The sequence below is a fragment of the Rhodanobacter sp. T12-5 genome, from assembly GCF_008329435.1.
In the GTDB taxonomy this organism is placed as follows: domain Bacteria; phylum Pseudomonadota; class Gammaproteobacteria; order Xanthomonadales; family Rhodanobacteraceae; genus Rhodanobacter.
Map to the genome: position 1 here is coordinate 1 of NZ_NPKN01000004.1, position 19022 is coordinate 19022.

Genomic DNA, 19022 nt, shown 5'->3' on the forward strand with positions numbered 1-19022 from the left:
TCTGTGCTGCCGTTCGACTTGCATGTGTTAGGCATGCCGCCAGCGTTCAATCTGAGCCAGGATCAAACTCTTCACTTAAGTTTTCGATCGTCACATCGCCTTTGCAGACCATGATGACAATCTATCTCTCTGAAGCGTTCTTCCCAACCAATCAAAACTCATTACTGACTTTTTACTTGGTGGGACGCTTGCATTGCTTGGACAGGTCGTGACCCATTCAACACAAGACGTCCACACAATTCACCTGCGCACACTGTCAAAGATCGTTCGCTTGGTACCGGTTTTTCCGGTACCGTCCCAAGACGTTTCGTCCTGGGTGAGCCGCCCATTCTACATCGCTTTTTGCGACCGTCAACACCCTCGGTGAAGCTTTTTTCGAGGTCCCGGCGGTCCGTCTTTACGACGTTGGGCGACTGCGGGCCGCGAATAATACGGCCTGTGCTTTTTTTGGCAAGCATTTCTTCAGAACAATTTTGCAGATGTGCCGCAAGACGCTGTGCAGGCGAGTAATTTTTTTTCCGCAGCAGTGGCGTTTCGACCCGCCAACCCCAGGATCCCGTTCGGCTCAGCCACTCACCAGCCTTACGCGGGCAAAATTCCGCTTGCCCACCTGCAATACGCCCTCGAAGCCGGCGTTGAACACGCGCTGCGCGTCCTCCACGACTTCGGCGTCGATGCGCACGGCCCGCTCCTTCAGCTTGCGATTCGCCTCGGAGTTGCTGGCGGAAAGTCCGGCCGCCGTCAGCAAGGCGGCGAGGCGCATGCCTTCGGCGGGCACGATGATGTCCGTTTGCGGCAGCAACGAGGTGTCGCCTTCGCCGCGCACCACCGCATGCCAGCCAGCGATGGCCTGCTCGGCCGCCGCCGCGCCGTGGAAACGCGCGGTCAGTTCGCGTGCGAGGCGCAGTTTCGCATCGCGGGGATTGAGCGTGCCGCTGGCGATGTCCTGCTTCATCTGCTCCAGTTCATCCAGCGACACCTCGAAGCTGAGCAGCTCGAACCACCGCCACATCAATTCATCGCCGATCTTCATGGTCTTGGTCACCATGTCGATCGCCGGCTCGTTGATCCCGATGTAATTACCCAGCGACTTGGACATCTTGTTGACGCCGTCCAGCCCTTCCAGCAGCGGCATGGTCAATACGATCTGCGGCGGCTGGCCGTGGTGTTCCTGCAGCGCACGCCCCATCAGCAGGTTGAACTTCTGGTCGGTGCCACCGAGTTCGACATCGCACTTCAAGGCGACGGAGTCGTAGCCCTGCACCAGCGGATACAGGAATTCGTGGATCGCGATCGGCTGCTGCGCCGCGTAGCGCTTGGTGAAGTCGTCGCGCTCGAGCATCCGCGCCACCGTGTGCTGGGCGGCAAGCCGGATCATGTCGGCCGCGCTCATCCGGCCGAACCATTCGGAATTGAAGCGCAGCTCGGTCTTCTCGCGATCGAGCACTTTGTAGACCTGCTCCGCATAGGTCTCGGCGTTGGCCAGCACGTTTTCGCGGGTAAGCGGCTTGCGGGTGACGTTCTTGCCGGTGGGGTCGCCGATCATTCCGGTGAAGTCACCAATCAGGAAGATCACCGTATGGCCCAGATCCTGGAACTGGCGCATCTTGTTGAGGAGCACGGTGTGCCCCAGGTGCAAGTCTGGTGCAGTCGGATCAAAACCAGCCTTGATCCGCAATGGCCGCCCGCTCTTGAGGCGCTCGGCAAGATCTTCACGCTTGATGATTTCGTCGGCGCCACGCGCAATAGTGGCCAGCGCCCGCTCAAGCTCGCTCATGCATTTCTCTCTGGAATGACGGTAGTGGGCAGCAGTCGGGAACGCGCCCGTGCTGTCGGCGTTAATTGTGTGTTAACCAGGAATGTCTTGCAAACCCTTGATGGAAAAGGCGTTGACGCCATTTACACATGGCCGTTATGGTACGCGGAGTTTGTTGTTTTGTACCGCAGGGCATACGCAGATGGCTGAAGAGAATCAGGGGGCGCGACAAGCGCGCAAGCAGGCGATTTGCCGCAAGGCACAGCGCCGGCACTCGCACTTCTACGAGCGCTGCTCACACTGGTCGTTCAACCGTTCCGGCGAAGTCGAGCCGATTCACTGGCATCGCGAACGACTGGTACTCGCCGGCACCGCCTTGCTGATCACCCTGCTTTCCGGCTTCATCATGCCTGCCTGGGCCAGTGCGATGCGCCCGGCTCCCGCTCCGGCAGCGCATTCCCTGTTGCCCTTGGCGCTGCCCAAGTTCGAGCCGGCCAAGACCATCGCTGCCACCGTGGACGACTGGCAGGTCGTTCGTGTAGAGCCAGGCCAAACGTTGTCGGACATCTTCAACGCGCGCGGCCTCGGCATGAGCGATTTGCAGAAGGTGCTGGACGCTGCCGGCAGCGCAAAGTCGGCGCTGCACAACATTCGTCCTGGCGAGGAGTTCGATTTCCTGCTTGACCGTGACGGCAGCCTCAAGGGCTTCCGCTTCGACCGGGACCAGGCCAGTCGCGCGATCGTCCGTCTCGACGGTGCACAGCCCACTCTCGCCATCCAGAAACGCGACATGGACCTGCGCGAACAGGTGGCGCACGGCGTCATCCGCAGCAGCCTGTATGCCGCTGGCGACCAGGCCGGGATGAACGCGGCGATGGTTGGCAAGCTCGCCGACCTGTTCAAGTACGACGTCGATTTCGTGCAGGATCTACGCGTCGGCGACAGCTTCACCGTGATCTATGACGATATCTATCGTGACGGCGTGCGCTACGGCGAAGGCAACATCATTGCCGCCGAATTCATCAATCAGGGAACGCGCTACACGGCCTATCGTTTCAAGAAGGCCAATGGCGACTACGGCTGGTTCAGCGAGGACGGCCGGCCCATCGAAAAGTCGTTTTTGCGCATTCCGGTGGACTTCACCCGCATCTCCTCGAAATTCACCGCGGCGCGCATGCACCCGATCCTCGGCCGCATGCGCGCGCACAAGGGCGTGGACTACGCCGCCCCTCAAGGCACACCGATCCACGCTGCCGGTGATGGCGTGATCAAGTACCACGGCTGGGAGCGCGGTTACGGCAACTTCGTGGTGATCCAGCACAATACGCACATCAGCACGGCCTACGGCCACATGTCGCGCTTCGTCAAGGGGCAACACGTGGGCGAACATGTGCGGCAGGGCGAAGTGATCGGCTATGTCGGCATGACCGGCCTCGCGACGGGTCCGCATCTGCATTACGAATTCCGCGTCAACGGCGTGCAGCGCAATCCGCAAACCGTAACCTTGCCGAAGCCTGAACTCCTGCCTCCGGCGCAGCTGGCACGTTTCAAGTCGCAAGTCGTGAAACCGCAGCTGGCACGGCTGACCGAACTGGATTCGCGCATCAAGCTGGCACAAGCGAACGCTCCTGCCAATCACGACAACTGAGCGTCCGATGAGCGCGGAAGACGACGCTTCGTCGCTCTACCTCGGGCTGATCTCGGGTACCAGCGCGGACAGTATCGACGCCGTGCTGGTCGGCTTCAGCCGCGGTGCTCCGCAGCTGCAGGCCAGCCTTGCCCATCCATGGCCGAGCGATTTGCGCGAGCGTCTGCTGGCACTGGCCCAGGGCGGAGCCGTGCCAGACCTGGATGCATTTGGACGGCTGGACGTCGAAATCGGCCAGAGCTTCGCCGACGCTGCCCTTCACCTGCTCGAACGCAGCCGCACACCGGCACAAGCGGTACGGGCGATCGGATCGCACGGCCAGACCTTGCGCCACCGCCCCGGCGGTGACCACCCTTTCACGCTGCAGCTGGGTGACCCGACGGTGATCGCCGAGCGCTGCCGCATCGACGTGGTCGCGGACTTCCGGCGTGCCGACATCGCCGCCGGAGGGCAGGGCGCACCGTTGTTGCCGGCATTGCATGCCATGCTGCTGGCCCGACCCGGTCACGCGCGGGTGGTGCTCAATCTGGGTGGCATCGCCAACATCACCGTGCTCGGTGCCGATGGCAGTGTGCTCGGTTTCGACACGGGCCCGGCCAACGGCTTGCTCGATGCATGGTGCCAGCATCATCGCGGGGAGCCGTTCGATCGCGGCGGCGCATTTGCCTTGAGCGGCCTGCCCGACCCTGGCCTGCTCGATGCCCTGCTGGCCGATCCCTACTTCGCGCTGCCACCGCCTAAAAGTACCGGGCGCGAATATTTTCACCTGGACTGGCTGGCTGCCCACACGTCGCCGGGTACTTTGCAGCCAGCCGATGTACAGGCAACCCTGCTTGAACTCACCGCACGCAGCATCGCCGCAGCGATCACCCAACAGGCACCCATGGCAGAGGAAGTACTGGCCTGCGGTGGCGGCGTGCACAACGATGCATTGATGCGGCGACTGGGTGAGCTTTTGTCACCCAGCGTCCTGCTGAGCACGTCGCGCTACGGGATTGATCCGGATTTCCTCGAGGCCACGGCGTTCGCATGGCTGGCGCGCCAGCGCCTGCTCGGCCTGCCCGGCAACCTGCCCGCCGTCACCGGCGCGCGCGGCCTACGGGTGTTGGGCGCGATCTACTCTGCACCACCTCGGGAATCCCCGTAGCGGATGTTTTCCGGCGCCAGCTGAGTCGGGCGCGTCTGCGCCAGCGCATGCAGCGCCTCCTCGAAGGCTCCTCTTTCGGCCGCCTCCCATTGACCTTCCAGCAGCGCCGGTGCTTCTGGATCACGCTGCGTTTCGCTGAAATGCTGTGCCGCCGAGATGCCCAGGCCATTGCGCAGGGCATGCAGAAGTACATCATTGACCGACCACTGACGCTCCTTCGCCAACGCCTTGATGCGATCGGCCAGCAAGCTGTCGACGTACTGCAGGATCATGTCCGGCACTGGCGTCACTCCATGTTGCAGCTGCCCCCTGTGGCACCGGATGTTTGCACAACCATGATGCACGCGGACCGGGCCGCCTGCGATTCCGTGGATGATTTGGCAGTTCCACTGTGAGCGCCACCACGCCAGGCATCGCTTCCACCTGAAGCGATAGCCGGAAAATCGGACGGGCTGGACCTAGTCGGCCTCCGCCGAAACTCGCTCGATGCCCCGGAAGCGCGGCCACAGGTAGGCAAAGATCATCATCGCGGGCAGCACGGCCAGCACCGTGATCACGAAGTAGCCACCGTACCCGGTCGTCATGGCGATGCCGCCGGCAAAAAAGCCAAGCAATTTGCCCGGCAGATTGACCAGCGAACTCAGCAATGCGTACTGGGTTGCCGTGTGTTGGCGGTTCACCAATGAGGAAAGGAAGGCCACCGTCGGCGGCCCCAGCATTCCGAGGGTGAGATTCTCACCGGAGATCACCAGGGTCAGCGCCACCAGATTTCCCGGATGGGCGATCAGCACCAGATAGAGCAGGTTGCTGCATCCGCACAGCACGATGGTCACCCCCAGCGGACGCCACGCACCCCACCGGGCTACCGCCGCACCGCCGATGAACACGCCGACGATGCCGATCCAGATCCCGTAGATCTTGGTGATCGCGCCGATCTCGGTCTTGGAAAAACCCATGTCGCGATAGAACGGACTCATGATGCCGCCGATCGTCGCCTGTTCGGGCATTTTGAACAGCAGCAGGAACAGCAACGTCACGGCGGCCAGCGCCCAGCCATAACGCCGGAAGAAATCGGCGAACGGGTCGATCACGCCTTCGCGCATCGCGTCGCGCCAGCGCGCGGGCCGGCGCCGCAAGACATCCGGTTCGCGTGCCATCAAGGTGGCCGCCAACGGTATTGCCATCGCCGCCGCCATCAATGCGTAAACCACCCGCCACGGCGCGTGGTCGGCCAGAATCAGCGCCACGGCACCGGCCAGCAGCAAACCGATCCGATAGCCCAGCGAGTAGGTGGCGACCAGCGCGCCCTGCGCCTCGATCGGCGCGATTTCGATGCGATACGCGTCCACCGCGATGTCCTGGGTCGCACCGAAGAGCGCCACCAGCAGCGTGGCGACGACGAATGGGGCCAGTTGCACCGGCGTCAGCAACGCCATCGCGAGCAGGCCGACAACGACACCGAGCTGCGCGAACAGCAGCCAGCCGCGGCGCTGGCCGAGCCGTGCGAAACCGGGGATCCGCCAGTGGTCGAGCAGCGGCGCCCACAGGAACTTGAGTGCATACGCCATGCCGGCGCTGGCAATCATCGTGATGTCCTTCAGCACGATGCCGTTTTCCTTCAGCCAGTACGCCAGCGTGCCGGCCACCAGCAGGAACGGCAGGCCGGAGGAAAAGCCGAACAGGAACATCGTCCACGCAGCCGGCTGGGCGAACGCCCGCCAGACCGACGGCTTCGCCGACCTGCGCGCCAGCGGATCAGTCGGCATAGTCGACGGTGTATGGCGCGTGGTCGGAGAATCGCTCGTCACGGTAGATCGAGCATTCCTTCAGGCGTTCCCGCAATGACGGTGTGCAGACTTGGTAGTCGATACGCCAACCCACGTTGTTGGCGCGCGCCTGCCCGCGATTGGACCACCACGTGTATTCGACCGCCTCGGGCTTGATCGCGCGAAAGCTGTCGACCCAGCCGCGCTGCTGGAACAACAGGTCCAGCCACGCGCGTTCTTCCGGCAGGCAGCCGGAATTCTTCTGGTTCGAACTCCAGTTCTTGATGTCGTCTTTGGTGTGCACGATGTTCCAGTCGCCGCAGATGATGTAATCGCGGCCACTTTTCAGCCATGCATCGAAGATCGGCGTGATCCATTCCATCGCCCTGAACTTGAACTGCTGGCGCTCGTCACCGGAAGATCCTGACGGAAAGTACAGCGACACCACCGACAGGTTGCCGAAACGCGCCTCGATGTAGCGCCCCTCGTTGTCGAACTCGTCCCAGCCGAGCTCGGTCAGCACCTGATCCGGCTCGCGTTTCGTGTAGATCGCCACGCCGCTATAGCCCTTCTTGCTGCTGGCATCACGATAGAAACAGTGATGGCCATCGGGGCGGAACATCGCATCGGTGAGCTGGTGTTCCTGTGCCTTGGTTTCCTGCAGGCAAACGACGTCGGCATGCTGCCCACGCAGCCAGTCGAACACGCCCTTGCTGGCGGCCGAGCGGATGCCGTTGGCGTTCAAACTGATGATGCGCATGGACTCTCCCGATCTCGTGATGGGTGATCATAACAACCACCGCCCCGGCGTAAGCGCACATGCCCCGCCGCGCCTGTCATTCCAGTTCACCCGGCGGGCTGCCGTTTACGGTGAACGGCGAAACCGTGCGGCGCGGCAATGATCTTCGCGCGCCGACTCGGTGACCGTGGCGGGCTGTACCATGATGACCGTTCGAATCCGCCGCGGTTGCTGTTGCGGACTCCCCTGATTCCACCTGTTTGCGAGACGACCCGTGCAAGATTACCAACGCGACTTCATCGAGCTCACCCTGCAGCGCGAGGTGCTGCGTTTCGGCGACTTCACCCTGAAATCCGGCCGCCATAGCCCGTACTTCTTCAATATGGGCCGGATCGATTCGGGCGCTGCGCTGGCGCAACTCGGGCGCGCCTACGCCGCTGCCGTGGTCGACTCCGGCATTGCCGTCGACATGCTGTTCGGCCCCGCCTACAAGGGCATCGCGCTGGCCGCAGCCACCGCCATTGCATTGGCCGAGCAGCATCGGCGCGACCTGCCGTGGGCGTACAACCGCAAGGAGGCAAAGGATCATGGCGAGGGCGGCGCCCTGGTCGGGGCGCCGCTGAAGGGCCGCGTGCTGATCGTTGACGACGTGATGACCGCCGGCACGGCAGTACGCGAATCGCTGGCGCTGATCCGCGCCCACGGCGCCGAGCCGGCCGGCGTATTGATCGCGCTGGACCGGCAGGAGCGCGGCCAGGGCGAACGCTCCGCCGCGCAGGAAGTGGCCGCCGACCATGGCATCCCGGTGATCGCGATCACCGGCCTTGCCGATGTACTGGCCTACGCTGGCGAGCGTGCCGAGCTGGCTACCGAATACGCTCGCTTGCTGGCCTATCGCGAACGCTACGGTGTGCACGAGTGAACATGCCGGCGCGGACCCGTTCATGCCAACCTCGTCACAATGACCGAGGCCTTGACCAAGCGGAGCTAGGCACGACGATGACGATGGATATACTGCGGGGCCAGGGGGATTTCATGCGCAAGTCCAGGTTACTGTTTGCCTTTGCCACCGCGATGCTGGTCGCCGGCGTGCCTGTGCACGCACAGGACAAAGGCAGCATCCGCTATCGATGGCACGATGCCCAGGGCCTGCCGCATTACAGCGACAGTCTCAGCAGCGAGGCGATGAAGTACGGCTACGACCTGGTCAACGATCGGGGCTTGGTCGTTCAACATGTGCCGCGTCAATTGAGCCCCGCCGAGCGCGCCGCCGCGAAGAAGCTGGCCGACCAGCAAGCCGAGCAACAACGCATCGAGCGGGACCGCGCCAATGCCGAGGCACAGATGATGTCGGCCTATCCGGACGAGAAATCATTCCTGGCTTCGCAGCAGCAGTCGCTGGATACCATCGACCAGCAGATTCACACTACCCAGATCAACCTGCGCAGCCAGGAAAAAGCACTGACCGACCTGCTCGGTCGCGCCGCCGATATCGAACGCAACAAGAATCCCATTCCGAAGTTCCTGGTCGACGGTATCGCCAAGCAGCGCGACGTGATCGCCGGGCAGCGCCATGCTCTGCAACGGCAACAGGAGTTGCGCGCACAGACCGTGCAATTGCAGGCACGGCAGCTGGCTCGTTATCGGGAACTCAAGGCGGCGCAGGAGCAGCCGGCGGACTAACCAGGGCGTCTCCAGGGTGGCGTGAGTTCTCTCATCTGTTCCGCGGACATCTTTTCCCCACGGGAAGAGGATATCTGCAGTGGGCCTCGACTTTGTCGAGGCCCACTGCTTTTCAGAAGGGCATTTTCAGCGTGGAGTCGACCGCCAGCAGTTGCTTGCGGAAATCCTGCTGAATACGCTTGAGCGCCACCGCATTGTCTGCCTCGAAGCGCAGCACCAGCACCGGCGTGGTGTTGGACGCGCGCACCAGACCCCAGCCGTCCGGCCAGTCCGCGCGCACGCCATCGATGGTGATCAGGGTGGCGTCGCCGAAGTCGGCCTGCTGGCGGAACTTGTCCATGAACTGGTAATGCTCGCCCTCGGCCAGCTCGATCTTCAGTTCCGGCGTGGACACGCTCTTCGGCAACGTGGCGAAAATTTCCTCCGGCGTGCGCCCATGCAGGTCGCCGGCCAGGATCTCCAGCAATCGCGCCGCAGCGTAGATGCCGTCATCGAAACCGTACCAGCGCTCCTTGAAGAAAAAGTGGCCGCTCATCTCGCCGGCCAGCTCGGCCGCGGTTTCGCGCATCTTCGCCTTGATCAGCGAATGCCCGGTGCGCCACATCAGCGGGCTGCCGCCCGCGTCGAGGATCTGGCTCTTCAGGTGGTTGCTGCACTTGACGTCGTAGATGATCGTGGCGCCCGGCTGGCGCGACAGCACGTCGCGCGCGAACAGCATCAGCAGGCGGTCCGGATACACGATCTCGCCGCTTCGGGTAACCACACCGAGTCGGTCGCCGTCACCGTCGAAAGCCATCCCCAGATCGGCGCCGGTCTGCCTGACCGCGAGGATCAGATCCTCCAGATTCTTCGGGTCGGACGGATCGGGATGATGATTCGGGAACGTGCCATCGACGTCGCAATACAGCGGGACCACTTCGCAGCCCACGCCCTCCAGCACCTGTGGCGCCAGCTCGCCCGGAATGCCGTTGCCACAGTCGACCACGATCTTCAGGCGGCGCTCGGCCAGCACATCGGAGACGATCTTCTCCATGTAGTCCGGTGCCACGTCGACCTGCCGCAGGCTGCCTTTGCCGTCACTGGCCAGCTCGCCGCCGGCAATGCGCCGGTACAGGTCCTGGATCGCGCCCTCGGACAGCGTCTCGCCGCCGACCACGATCTTGAAGCCGTTATAGTCGGGCGGATTGTGGCTGCCGGTGACCGCCACCCCGCAACCGGTATTGAAACGGAAGGCGGCGTAGTAGACCACCGGCGTCGGCACTGCACCGACGTCGATCACGTCGATACCGGCCGCGCGCAAGCCTTCGGCCAGCGCCGCCGCCAATTCCGGCCCGGACAGACGGCCATCGCGGCCGACCACGATTTCACGCAACCCCTTTTCCGCCATCAGCGTGCCGATCGACTGACCGAGCAGGCGCGCCACATCGGCGTTCAAGGTCTTGCCCACCACACCACGCACGTCGTACGCGCGGAAGATGCTCGCATCCACCTTGATCGCGGGTGGTGCGGGCGCCGCGGGCGTCGCAACGGGCGGCGGCATCGGCTTCGTTCGGGGCAGTGCGGCCACCGGCTCGGCGGAGGGCATGGGCGTTTCCGTTTGTGTCGGCAACGGCGATTCCCAGGATTCGGATTCGAAACCACGCGCTCGGCGCAGGCGCAGCCATAACAGATACACGCCGCCACCCAGCGTCAGCAAGCTCAACAGCGCGCCCAGCAACGAAGAGCGGGGAAGTATGATGAAAGCGCCCGGCAAACCGGCCACCACGCTGAACACGCTGCCGGCAACCGGCTTGCCTGTCGCCTCGGCCTGCGCCGACCCAGCACCGTGCGACACCAGCTGGGTGCTGCCGCCATCGTCGCCCTGGCGCAGGACAAGGCGTCCGCCTGCCGGCGAAATCGACTCGAAGCGCTGCTGCAACGGCGCAAACGGCAGCTCGATCCAGGCCCAGGCCTGGACCTGCTGCACGGAACCCAGCGGAATGACCAGGCTCAGTCGGCGGTCGCCGTTGCCGTAGGAAACGCTTTGCACCAGCGGTACGCCATCGTCGCTCTGCGCCTCCATCAACTGGGCCGCCTTGGCGTAGCCGAATTCGCGGTAGTTGGCGCGCAGCACCTCCTTGAGATCGCCGCTGTACAACTCCAGCTTGCTCGCCTGCGGCAGTTGTCGACGCAAGTTCGCAGCGGAGCCGGCCGGGTCGCTCATCAGCGTGGCCGGATCCACCTTGCCCAGGACCTTCTCGATCTCGCTGCGCTGGCTGGCGAGTTGCGCGGCCAGCACCTTGGCGGCCTCGTCCCGGGCGGCGTGCACTTGCTGGTTGGCGTGGTCCTCGTCGGCAATCAGCCAGGTCTGCCAGGCGCAGAACAGCCCCAGCAGCAGCAGCAACGTACCGCCGGCCAAGGGCAGCAGCGCCCGCCAATCGATACGCGTGCCCCGCAGCCGTTCGTTCGCCATCTTCAACGCCATGTCCCGCCCCCGCGGCTGTACCTGTGGATTGGCCCGGCTTGGCCGGGCCAAAGCGCGTGTCTACTGGATCCCGGTCGAACCAAACCCTCCGCTGCCGCGCTCGCTCGGCGCAAAGTCGTCCACCACCGTCAGCCGCGCCTGCGCCACCGGCACCAGCAGCAACTGCGCGATCCGGTCGCCCACCGCGATGGTGTACGACTGGCTGCCGCGATTCCAGCACGAAATCATCAACGGCCCTTGATAGTCGGCATCGATCACCCCGACCAGGTTGCCCATCACCAGCCCGTGCTTATGGCCCAGTCCCGAGCGCGGCACGATCAGCGCGCACCAGCCCGGGTCGCCGATATGGATCGCGATGCCGCTGGGCACCAGCGCGCTTTCGCCCGGCGCCAGCGTCAGCGGTTGTTCCAGCGCGGCACGCAGGTCCATGCCGGCGCTGCCCGGTGTGGCGGCCTGCGGCAACGGGATGCTGTCGCCGAGGCGGGGATCGAGAATCTTCAGCTCGACATCGATCGTCATCCGCGCGCCGCCCGGTAACGTTCCGCCACGCGGGTGATCAGCTGGCGCGCCAATTCGGCTTTCGCCGCCCGCGGCAATTCGACCGAGCCATCGGCCCAATACAGGGTCAGCGCATTGTCGGCCGCCTCGAAACCGAGACCGCCGCCCACCTGATTCGCCGCAATCATGTCCAGCCTCTTGTGTCGCAGTTTGCCTTGCGCATAGCTCGCCACATCATGCGTCTCGGCGGCGAAACCGACCAGGAACGGGTGTGCGGTTTGCGCCGACAGACTGGCCAGGATGTCCGGGTTCTCGCTCAATTGCAGCACCAGGTCGGCACCATCTCGCTTCTTCAGCTTCTGTGCGGACACTTCCTGCGGGCGATAGTCGCCAACCGCCGCCGCGCCGATATAGATGTCGGCCTGCGCCGCGGCGGCAAGTACCGCCTCGTGCATCTGCACCGCGCTGCGCACGTCGATGCGCCGGGCGACGCCCGATGGCGTGGCCAGACTCACCGGCCCGGCCACCAGGGTCACCACGGCGCCGGCTTGTGCCGCTGCCGCGGCCACCGAAAAACCCATCTGGCCCGAGCTGCGGTTGCCGATGAAACGCACCGGATCAATGTCCTCATGGGTCGGTCCGGCGCTGACCACTACCTTCAATCCGGCCAGCGAACGATCGCCGAACGAAGCTACGAGCGCATCGCGCAACTCGAGCGGCTCCAGCATGCGGCCGCTGCCGACATCGCCGCAGGCCTGGTCGCCCACCGCCGGTCCCAGCAATTGCGCGCCATGTTGGCGCAGCGTGGCGATGTTCGCCTGCACCGCCGGGTGCGCCCACATCTGCTGGTTCATCGCCGGCGCCAGATACAAGGGCGCGGCACTGGCCAGGCACAACGTGGTCAGCAGGTCGTCGGCCATGCCATGTGCCAACCGCGCCAGCAGATCGGCACTGGCCGGCGCCACCAGAATGCGTTCTGCCCAGCGCGCCAGTTCGATGTGGCCCATCGCCGCCTCGGCCTGTGCATCCCACAGGCTGACCCGTACGGGCTGGCCGGAAAGTGCCTGGAATGTGGTCGGGCTGACGAAATGGGTGGCACCCTCGGTCATCACCACGCGCACCTCGGCAGCAAGATCACGCAGACGGCGGACCAGTTCGCAGGACTTGTAGGCGGCAATGCCGCCGGACACTCCCAGCAGGATGCGGCGTTGGGCGAGACTCATGTAAGGCGGGCCTGACAATCGGGCAGACGCGTAGCTTACCGGATTCAATCACCCCGACCGCTGCCGCGACGGAAGGATCTGCGGCAAGTTGGACTGCATGAGCATCCGCGATTGGCCCGAAGGGGAACGTCCCCGCGAAAAACTGCTGGCGCACGGCAGCGCCACCTTGTCCGACGCCGAGCTGCTGGCCGTACTGCTGGGCAGCGGCAGCCGCGGCAAGGACGCACTGGCGCTGGCCCGCGACCTGCTGAACGCCGCCGGCAGCCTGGGTGCCTTGCTGGGCCGACCCGACCGGCAGATACGCATCGGCGGGCTGGGGCCGGCCAAGCGCGCGCGCATCGCCGCCGCGCTGGAACTGGCGCGACGCAGCCTGCGCGAAGAATTGCAGGATCGACCGAGCCTGGGCAATCCGCGCGACAGCGGCAACTACCTGCGTGCACGCCTGCGCCACCTTCCGTATGAAGTCTTCGGCTGCCTGTACCTGGACAATCGTCATCGCGTGCTGGCGTTCGAGGAGTTGTTCCGCGGTACCGTCGACGGCGCCAGCGTGCACCCACGCGAGGTGGTGCGGGCGTGCCTTCACCACAATGCCTGCGCGGTGATTTTCGCCCACAACCACCCCTCCGGCGTGGCCGAACCCAGTGCCGCCGACCGCGCGATCACCCATGAGCTGCGCGACGCGCTGCAGCTGGTCGGCGTGCGTGTGCTCGATCATCTGGTGATCGGCAGCGGCGAACCGGTGTCGATGGCATCCCGCGGTCTGCTCTGACCATCCGGCGAAAAAAACGGCGTGGCACAGAGGCCACGCCGCGAGCCGATTGGGGGAGGGGAGAGAGCGGCGTCTCCAGTACCGATTCATGGAGGGGAATCATGTCGGCAAGAACAGTGTCGCAATGCCGCATGACGAACCCATGACAGCTATTTGCCTCGAATGACATCGCCAAGTCGCCGAAACTTATACACAAAGTGCGGTTACCGGCACTTGCGGGGCTCATTGACTGTTCCTTCACAAATGAATCGCGTAACTGCATGAATTTTATTGGTTAATCGACATGTTTGATTGCGTGGCATCGAATTCGGTTCGACTCGCGCCACAGGCACGCCGCGTTCTTCACAGACTTATCCACAAGGGCGCCGCGGCGGTGCATCAAAAACGCTGACCGTACGCGGCGCCGCACCCGGCCGCGCCTTCACCTGCCGGCCCTCTGTTAGGATTGGCGGTTCCATTCCGAAACCGATCCCCTCCGTGAAAGAACAGCTGCGCGAACTGGTGCTGCAGGCGATTCAGGGCCTGCAAGACGACCTCACCCTGCCTGCCGACTTGAGCCTGCCCGGGTTCGTGATCGAGCGGGCGCGCAACCGCGACCACGGCGATTTCGCCTGCAACGTGGCGCTGCTGCTGGCCAAACCGGCGCGCGCCAAACCGCGCGAGCTGGCCGAGAAACTGGTCGCCGCGCTGCCGGCAAACACGCTGGTGGACAAGGTCGAGATCGCCGGCCCCGGCTTCATCAACTTCTTCCTCGCCGCCGACGCCTATCACGCCGAAGTGCGCCGCATCCTGGCCCAGGGCGACGCCTACGGCCGCAATGCCAACGGCGCCGGCAAGACCGTGGGCGTGGAATTCGTCTCCGCCAATCCGACCGGCCCGCTGCACGTGGGCCACGGCCGCAATGCCGTCATCGGCGACTGCCTGAGCCGCCTGCTCGATGCCAGCGGCTGGAACGTGAAACGCGAGTTCTACTACAACGATGCCGGCGTGCAGATCGCCAACCTGGCCATCTCGGTGCAGGCGCGCGCGCGCGGCATCACCCCGGAAGACAGCAACTGGCCGGAGAGCGGCTATCGGGGCGACTACATCGCCGACGTGGCGCGCGCCTACCTCGACCGCGAGTCCGTGGTGGCCGATGGCGAAACGGTCATCGCTGCCGGCGACGTCGACGACCTCGACGCAATCCGCCGCTTTGCCGTAGCCAGCCTGCGTCGCGAGCAGGACCTGGACCTGCAGGCGTTCGGGGTCGGCTTCGACACGTATTTCCTGGAGTCCTCGCTGTACAGCGACGGCAAGGTGGAGGAGACCGTGCGCGAGCTGGTCGCCCACGGCCACACCTACGAGGAAGGCGGCGCGCTATGGCTGCGCACCACCGATTTCGGCGACGACAAGGACCGCGTGATGCGCAAGTCCGACGGCACTTACACTTATTTCGTGCCGGACGTGGCTTACCACCTGAGCAAATGGCAGCGCGGCTACGCTCACGCCGTGACCGTGCTGGGCTCCGATCATCACGGCTCGCTGGCCCGCGTGAAAGCCGGTCTGCAGGCGCTCGACTGCGGCATCCCCAAGGGCTGGCCCGACTACATGCTGTACCAGATGGTGACGGTGATGAAGGGCGGCGAGGAGGTGAAGATCTCCAAGCGCGCCGGCAGCTACGTCACCCTGCGCGACCTGATCGACGAGGTCGGCCGCGACGCCACCCGTTACTTCCTGATCGCGCGCAAGAGCGACTCGCAGCTGGTGTTCGACGTCGATCTGGCCCGCTCGCAGTCGAACGACAACCCGGTCTACTACATCCAGTACGCGCATGCCCGCGTCTGCAGCGTGCTGCGCCAGGCGCCGGAGAAGGGCTTCACGTTCGATCTCGCCGACGGCCTTGCCAACCTGGCCCGGCTGGACAACGAGCACGAGCAGATCCTGCTCACTGAATTGTCGAAGTACCCCGAACTGGTCGAGGCCGCGGCAGCCAACCTGGAGCCGCACCTGGTCGCCGCCTGGCTGCGCGAACTGGCCAACGCGTTCCACACCTACTACAACTCGCACCAGTTCCTGGTCGAGGACGCCAGCCTGCGCAACGCACGCCTGGCGCTGGTGGTGGCGACGCGGCAAGTGTTGAAGAATGGTCTGGATTTGTTGGGCCTCGGCGCCCCGGAGAAGATGTAATGGCAGCACGCAAGGGCAAGGGCCGGCAGGCCGTGCGCAACGGCAGCAACGGCTTTCCGGGCTGGGGATACGTCGTCATCGGCCTCGTCGCCGGTGCCATCCTGATGGCGTTGATGATGCGCGGCAGCCTGCTGACCAGCCTGCGCAAAGCCGACGGCCCGCAGGCCAATCCGCAGGCCACCGCCGAGCGCGGCAGCGCGCCGGGCGTGCTCGAGTCGGCCGCCGGCGACAGCGCGGCCAAGAAGCCGCAATTCGACTTCTACTCGGTGCTGTCGGAGAAGGAAGTACGCATCCCCGACGCCGAGATCAGCGCGCAGGCGCGCGTCGAGCAACAGCAGAAGCAGCAGGCCGCGCAGATGCAGGCCCAGCAGGCAGCTGCCCAGCAGCAAGCGCAGGCAGCGGCAGCAACCAACCCGCCGCGCGCCATCAGCGAAAACATCACCGCGGCGCCGGCCGCGGCCGTACCGCAACCTGCAGCCGGCAGCGGCTACCTGCTGCAGGTTGGCGCCTTCCCGAACGCCGGCGACGCGGAATCCCTGAAGGCCAAACTCGCATTGCAGGGTTTCGTGGCGAACGTGCAGTCGGTCAACATCGGCGGCCAGACGTACCACCGCGTCCGCCTCGGCCCGTTCCGCTCGGCCACCGACCTGGAATCGACCAAACAGCGCCTGGCCAGTGCCGGCATCAACGCGATCGCGCTGAAAGAAGGCAAGTAACGCACCCTGCGCATTACCCAACCGCCGCGCCGCGACTTGTCCGGCCGCAGCGCGCAACCATCCGTCGAGCGAGACTTTCCCCATGACCACCCGAACCGTCTGGATCACCGGTGCCACCTCCGGGTTCGGCGCCGCCACCGTGGAACGTTTCGTGGCCGGCGGCTGGCGGGTGATCGCCAGCGGCCGTCGCGCCGATCGGTTGCAGCAGCTGGTGGAACGTCACGGCTCGGAGCACGTGCATGCCACCGCGTTCGATGTCCGCGACGAAGCGGCGATGCATGCGGCGCATGCCAGCCTGCCACCGGCCTTCGCCGGCATCGACCTGCTGGTCAACAATGCCGGACTGGCGCTGGGCACCGCACCGGCGCAGCAGGCCGACCTGGCGCAATGGAAGCAGATGATCGACACCAACGTCACCGCGCTGGTGTCGCTGACCCACCTGCTGCTGCCCCAACTGATCCAGCGCCGCGGCGCAATCGTCAACATCAGCTCGATCGCGGGCAGTTACGCCTATCGCGGCGGCAACGTGTACGGCGCGACCAAGGCTTTCGTCACCCAGTTCTCGCAGAACCTGCGCACCGACCTGCACGGCACAGGCGTGCGGGTCAGCTCGATCGAACCGGGCATGGCCGAGACCGAGTTCACCCTGGTGCGCACCGGCGGCGACCAGGCGGCGTCGGACAACCTCTACGCCGGCGCCCACCCGATTACTGCCAGTGACATCGCCGACACCATCTGGTGGATCGCCAACCTGCCGCCACACCTCAACATCAACCGCGTGGAAGTGATGCCGGTCAGCCAGTCGGCGGCCGGGCTGCAGATCGCGCGGGACAGTTGAGCCCGGTCGCACGACGACCTGAGGGAGCGGCTTCAGCCGCGATGCTTCTACTCTGGAGCTCTACCAAAGCAAGAGCATCGCGACTGAAGCCGCTCCCGCCGTCGCACCGCTCTTCATTCGGGCGAGTGTCGTCACCGCCGCCTCGAAGTGACAAAGCCATTCAGCCGGCATCACCACGATGCACGTCGTGCGCCACGAACGGATGCTCGGGATCGGGAGCGGCCAGCCACTGCGGACGCGCCAGGGTGTGACGCATGTCGTCCAGGCCGCTCTGCCAGTGGCTGCGCATGCTGGCGGCGCTGAATTCGTAATCCTTGAAGTGGCCCTCGTGCGGCTTGTTTCGATAGATCAGGTGGATCACGTTGGTCAGTGCCTCGGCCGCGCTTGCCTCGGCATGCCGGTACACCGGGTGGTCGCGGCGGTCTTCCGGCACCAGCGCCATCACGTCGTGCAGCAGGCGGCGTTGCTCCTGCGTGCGGCGCATGAACTCGGTGACCAGCCGGGTACGGCTGGAGTACTGGATCTCCTTGCTGCGCTCGGCCACGTCGGCAAGGTCGCGCGGCAGCGTGCCGCGGGCGCTCCACAGATCGACCTGGAACACCAGCGTGTCGCAACCCGGGCGTTCGCTGAGCACCTCGTACAGCGGCGTGTTGGAGACCATGCCACCGTCCCAGTAGAACTCGCCGTCGATCTCCACCGCGGGAAACCCCGGCGGCAACGCGCCGGAGGCCATGAAGTGCTCGGGCCGCAGGCGCTGCCTGCGCTTGTCGAAATAAGCGAAGTTGCCGCTGCGGGTTTCGTCACTGCATGAACCAGCCGTGGCTGACCACGATCGACTGACCGGTCAGCGCCGCGGACGGGAAGGTGGCCAGGTACAGCGCGGTCTGCGCGATGTCCTCGACGGTGGTGAAGGTGGCGTCGACGGTGTCCTTCAGCATCACGTTCCTGATCACGTCCGCTTCGCTGATGCCCAGCTCCTTCGCCTGTTCGGGAATCTGCCGCTCGACCAGCGGCGTGCGCACGAAGCCCGGGCAGATCACATGCGAGCGTACGTTGTGCGGCGCGCCTTCCTTCGCCAGCGTGCGGGCCAGGCCGAGCAGGCCGTGCTTGGCGGTGACGTAGGCGGACTTCAGCTTCGATGCCTCGTGCGAGTGCACCGAGCCCATGTAGATCACGATGCCGCCTCGGCTCTTGCCGGTACCGTCGTCCTTGTACATGTGCTTCAGCGCGGCCTTGGTGGTGAGAAAACCACCGTCGAGATGGATCGCCAGCATCTTCTTCCAGTCGGCGAAGGCGAACTGCTCGATCGGGTTGATGATCTGCACGCCGGCGTTGGAGATCAGGATGTCCAGACGGCCAAACGCGGCGACCACCTTGTCGGTGCCGGCGTTGACCGCGTCCTCGCTGGTGACGTCCATCGCCACGCCGAGCGCCTTGCCGCCGGCCGCATTGATTTCGGCCGCCACCTTGTCCGCGGCATCCTGGTTGATGTCGGCGACCGCCACGCTGGCGCCGTGTTGCGCGTACAGCTCCGCGATCGCCTTGCCGAGGCCGCTGGCCGCGCCGGTGATCAGGGCGACCTTGCCGTTGAGACTTGTCATGCGTTGCT

The 19022-nt window shown here is 64.9% G+C and carries 17 protein-coding genes, 1 rRNA gene and 1 pseudogene; 8 read left to right on the top strand and 11 right to left on the bottom strand.

What is annotated here, in order from left to right:
* Positions 1-78: ribosomal RNA gene (locus CIW53_RS09660) — 16S ribosomal RNA — on the bottom strand; the annotation flags it as partial.
* A 487-nt stretch (positions 79-565) separates the two neighbouring features.
* Positions 566-1777 (bottom strand): tyrosine--tRNA ligase, encoded by a 1212-nt coding sequence (gene tyrS, locus CIW53_RS09665; RefSeq protein ID WP_149364519.1) that lies wholly within the window; start codon positions 1775-1777, stop codon positions 566-568.
* Positions 1778-1958: 181 nt separating this feature from the next.
* Here tyrS and CIW53_RS09670 point away from each other — a divergent pair, with 181 nt between their 5' ends.
* Both CIW53_RS09670 and CIW53_RS09675 read left to right on the top strand, forming a co-directional pair.
* Positions 1959-3404 (top strand): peptidoglycan DD-metalloendopeptidase family protein, encoded by a 1446-nt coding sequence (locus CIW53_RS09670; protein WP_149364520.1) that lies wholly within the window; start codon positions 1959-1961, stop codon positions 3402-3404.
* A gap of 7 nt (positions 3405-3411) precedes the next feature.
* Positions 3412-4551, top strand: coding sequence for an anhydro-N-acetylmuramic acid kinase (locus CIW53_RS09675; RefSeq protein WP_149364521.1), 1140 nt, complete (start codon positions 3412-3414; stop codon positions 4549-4551).
* On the opposite strand, the gene CIW53_RS09680 is transcribed toward CIW53_RS09675, so the two are convergent.
* The 3 genes from CIW53_RS09680 to CIW53_RS09690 form a co-directional block, all read right to left on the bottom strand.
* Entirely contained in the window at positions 4521-4823 is a 303-nt protein-coding gene (locus CIW53_RS09680; protein WP_242451863.1) for a hypothetical protein, read from the bottom strand. The two genes, CIW53_RS09675 and CIW53_RS09680, sit on opposite strands and share 31 nt — an antisense overlap.
* 186 nt (positions 4824-5009) lie before the next feature.
* Positions 5010-6239 (bottom strand): MFS transporter, encoded by a 1230-nt coding sequence (locus CIW53_RS09685; RefSeq protein ID WP_149364776.1) that lies wholly within the window; start codon positions 6237-6239, stop codon positions 5010-5012.
* Positions 6240-6306: 67 nt separating this feature from the next.
* Positions 6307-7077 carry an exodeoxyribonuclease III gene (locus tag CIW53_RS09690; protein ID WP_149364523.1) on the bottom strand — a complete coding sequence of 257 codons (771 nt, stop codon included), beginning with the start codon at positions 7075-7077 and terminating at the stop codon, positions 6307-6309.
* A gap of 253 nt (positions 7078-7330) precedes the next feature.
* Between CIW53_RS09690 and pyrE the strand changes: the two genes are divergently transcribed.
* Both pyrE and CIW53_RS09700 read left to right on the top strand, forming a co-directional pair.
* Positions 7331-7978, top strand: coding sequence for an orotate phosphoribosyltransferase (pyrE, locus tag CIW53_RS09695; RefSeq protein WP_149364524.1), 648 nt, complete (start codon positions 7331-7333; stop codon positions 7976-7978).
* Between the two features lie 83 nt (positions 7979-8061).
* A complete protein-coding gene (locus CIW53_RS09700; RefSeq protein WP_343192238.1) occupies positions 8062-8739 on the top strand; it encodes a DUF4124 domain-containing protein in 678 nt (225 codons plus the stop codon).
* Between the two features lie 112 nt (positions 8740-8851).
* Here the strand turns inward: CIW53_RS09700 and CIW53_RS17930 are convergent, their stop codons facing one another.
* Genes CIW53_RS17930 through coaBC form a run of 3 tightly spaced genes read right to left on the bottom strand, consistent with a single transcriptional unit; the run spans position 8852 to position 12924 of the window.
* Positions 8852-11203: a phosphomannomutase/phosphoglucomutase gene (locus CIW53_RS17930; RefSeq protein WP_149364525.1), complete on the bottom strand. Its 2352-nt coding sequence runs from the start codon at positions 11201-11203 to the stop codon at positions 8852-8854.
* Positions 11204-11263: 60 nt separating this feature from the next.
* Positions 11264-11722, bottom strand: a complete 459-nt coding sequence (gene dut, locus CIW53_RS09710; protein WP_149364526.1) for a dUTP diphosphatase — start codon at positions 11720-11722, stop codon at positions 11264-11266.
* Positions 11719-12924 (bottom strand): bifunctional phosphopantothenoylcysteine decarboxylase/phosphopantothenate--cysteine ligase CoaBC, encoded by a 1206-nt coding sequence (gene coaBC / locus CIW53_RS09715; RefSeq protein WP_149364527.1) that lies wholly within the window; start codon positions 12922-12924, stop codon positions 11719-11721. Before coaBC ends, dut begins: the two co-directional genes overlap by 4 nt.
* 97 nt (positions 12925-13021) lie before the next feature.
* Here coaBC and radC point away from each other — a divergent pair, with 97 nt between their 5' ends.
* From radC to CIW53_RS09735, 4 genes are all read left to right on the top strand, one after another.
* Entirely contained in the window at positions 13022-13693 is a 672-nt protein-coding gene (radC, locus tag CIW53_RS09720) for a DNA repair protein RadC (RefSeq protein ID WP_149364528.1), read from the top strand.
* A gap of 477 nt (positions 13694-14170) precedes the next feature.
* The gene (gene argS / locus CIW53_RS09725; protein ID WP_149364529.1) at positions 14171-15859 is read left to right on the top strand and encodes an arginine--tRNA ligase; all 1689 of its coding nucleotides are present in this window, start codon (positions 14171-14173) and stop codon (positions 15857-15859) included.
* Positions 15859-16575, top strand: coding sequence for an SPOR domain-containing protein (locus CIW53_RS09730; RefSeq protein ID WP_149364530.1), 717 nt, complete (start codon positions 15859-15861; stop codon positions 16573-16575). Before argS ends, CIW53_RS09730 begins: the two co-directional genes overlap by 1 nt.
* 82 nt (positions 16576-16657) lie before the next feature.
* On the top strand, positions 16658-17413 hold the full coding sequence (locus CIW53_RS09735; protein ID WP_149364531.1) for an SDR family NAD(P)-dependent oxidoreductase: 756 nt from the start codon (positions 16658-16660) through the stop codon (positions 17411-17413).
* 160 nt (positions 17414-17573) lie between these two features.
* On the opposite strand, the gene CIW53_RS18060 is transcribed toward CIW53_RS09735, so the two are convergent.
* From CIW53_RS18060 to CIW53_RS09745, 3 genes and pseudogenes are all read right to left on the bottom strand, one after another.
* Positions 17574-18074: a DUF3734 domain-containing protein gene (locus CIW53_RS18060; protein ID WP_277949631.1), complete on the bottom strand. Its 501-nt coding sequence runs from the start codon at positions 18072-18074 to the stop codon at positions 17574-17576.
* A 30-nt stretch (positions 18075-18104) separates the two neighbouring features.
* A pseudogene (locus CIW53_RS17940) lies at positions 18105-18188 on the bottom strand (hypothetical protein); the annotation flags it as partial.
* A 25-nt stretch (positions 18189-18213) separates the two neighbouring features.
* On the bottom strand, positions 18214-19014 hold the full coding sequence (locus tag CIW53_RS09745; RefSeq protein ID WP_149364532.1) for a 3-hydroxybutyrate dehydrogenase: 801 nt from the start codon (positions 19012-19014) through the stop codon (positions 18214-18216).
* Positions 19015-19022: the final 8 nt, after the last annotated feature.

Coding starts and splice junctions, on each gene's coding strand:
- radC (WP_149364528.1), top strand. CDS start 13,022: ATGAGCATCCGCGATTGGCCCGAAGGGGAACGTCCCCGCGAAAAACTG.
- CIW53_RS09700 (WP_343192238.1), top strand. CDS start 8,062: ATGGATATACTGCGGGGCCAGGGGGATTTCATGCGCAAGTCCAGGTTA.
- CIW53_RS18060 (WP_277949631.1), bottom strand. CDS start 18,074: ATGGTCTCCAACACGCCGCTGTACGAGGTGCTCAGCGAACGCCCGGGT.
- CIW53_RS09685 (WP_149364776.1), bottom strand. CDS start 6,239: ATGTTCCTGTTCGGCTTTTCCTCCGGCCTGCCGTTCCTGCTGGTGGCC.
- CIW53_RS09745 (WP_149364532.1), bottom strand. CDS start 19,014: ATGACAAGTCTCAACGGCAAGGTCGCCCTGATCACCGGCGCGGCCAGC.
- CIW53_RS09730 (WP_149364530.1), top strand. CDS start 15,859: ATGGCAGCACGCAAGGGCAAGGGCCGGCAGGCCGTGCGCAACGGCAGC.
- dut (WP_149364526.1), bottom strand. CDS start 11,722: ATGACGATCGATGTCGAGCTGAAGATTCTCGATCCCCGCCTCGGCGAC.
- CIW53_RS09735 (WP_149364531.1), top strand. CDS start 16,658: ATGACCACCCGAACCGTCTGGATCACCGGTGCCACCTCCGGGTTCGGC.
- tyrS (WP_149364519.1), bottom strand. CDS start 1,777: ATGAGCGAGCTTGAGCGGGCGCTGGCCACTATTGCGCGTGGCGCCGAC.
- coaBC (WP_149364527.1), bottom strand. CDS start 12,924: ATGAGTCTCGCCCAACGCCGCATCCTGCTGGGAGTGTCCGGCGGCATT.
- CIW53_RS09670 (WP_149364520.1), top strand. CDS start 1,959: ATGGCTGAAGAGAATCAGGGGGCGCGACAAGCGCGCAAGCAGGCGATT.
- CIW53_RS17930 (WP_149364525.1), bottom strand. CDS start 11,203: ATGGCGTTGAAGATGGCGAACGAACGGCTGCGGGGCACGCGTATCGAT.
- CIW53_RS09690 (WP_149364523.1), bottom strand. CDS start 7,077: ATGCGCATCATCAGTTTGAACGCCAACGGCATCCGCTCGGCCGCCAGC.
- CIW53_RS09675 (WP_149364521.1), top strand. CDS start 3,412: ATGAGCGCGGAAGACGACGCTTCGTCGCTCTACCTCGGGCTGATCTCG.
- CIW53_RS09680 (WP_242451863.1), bottom strand. CDS start 4,823: ATGATCCTGCAGTACGTCGACAGCTTGCTGGCCGATCGCATCAAGGCG.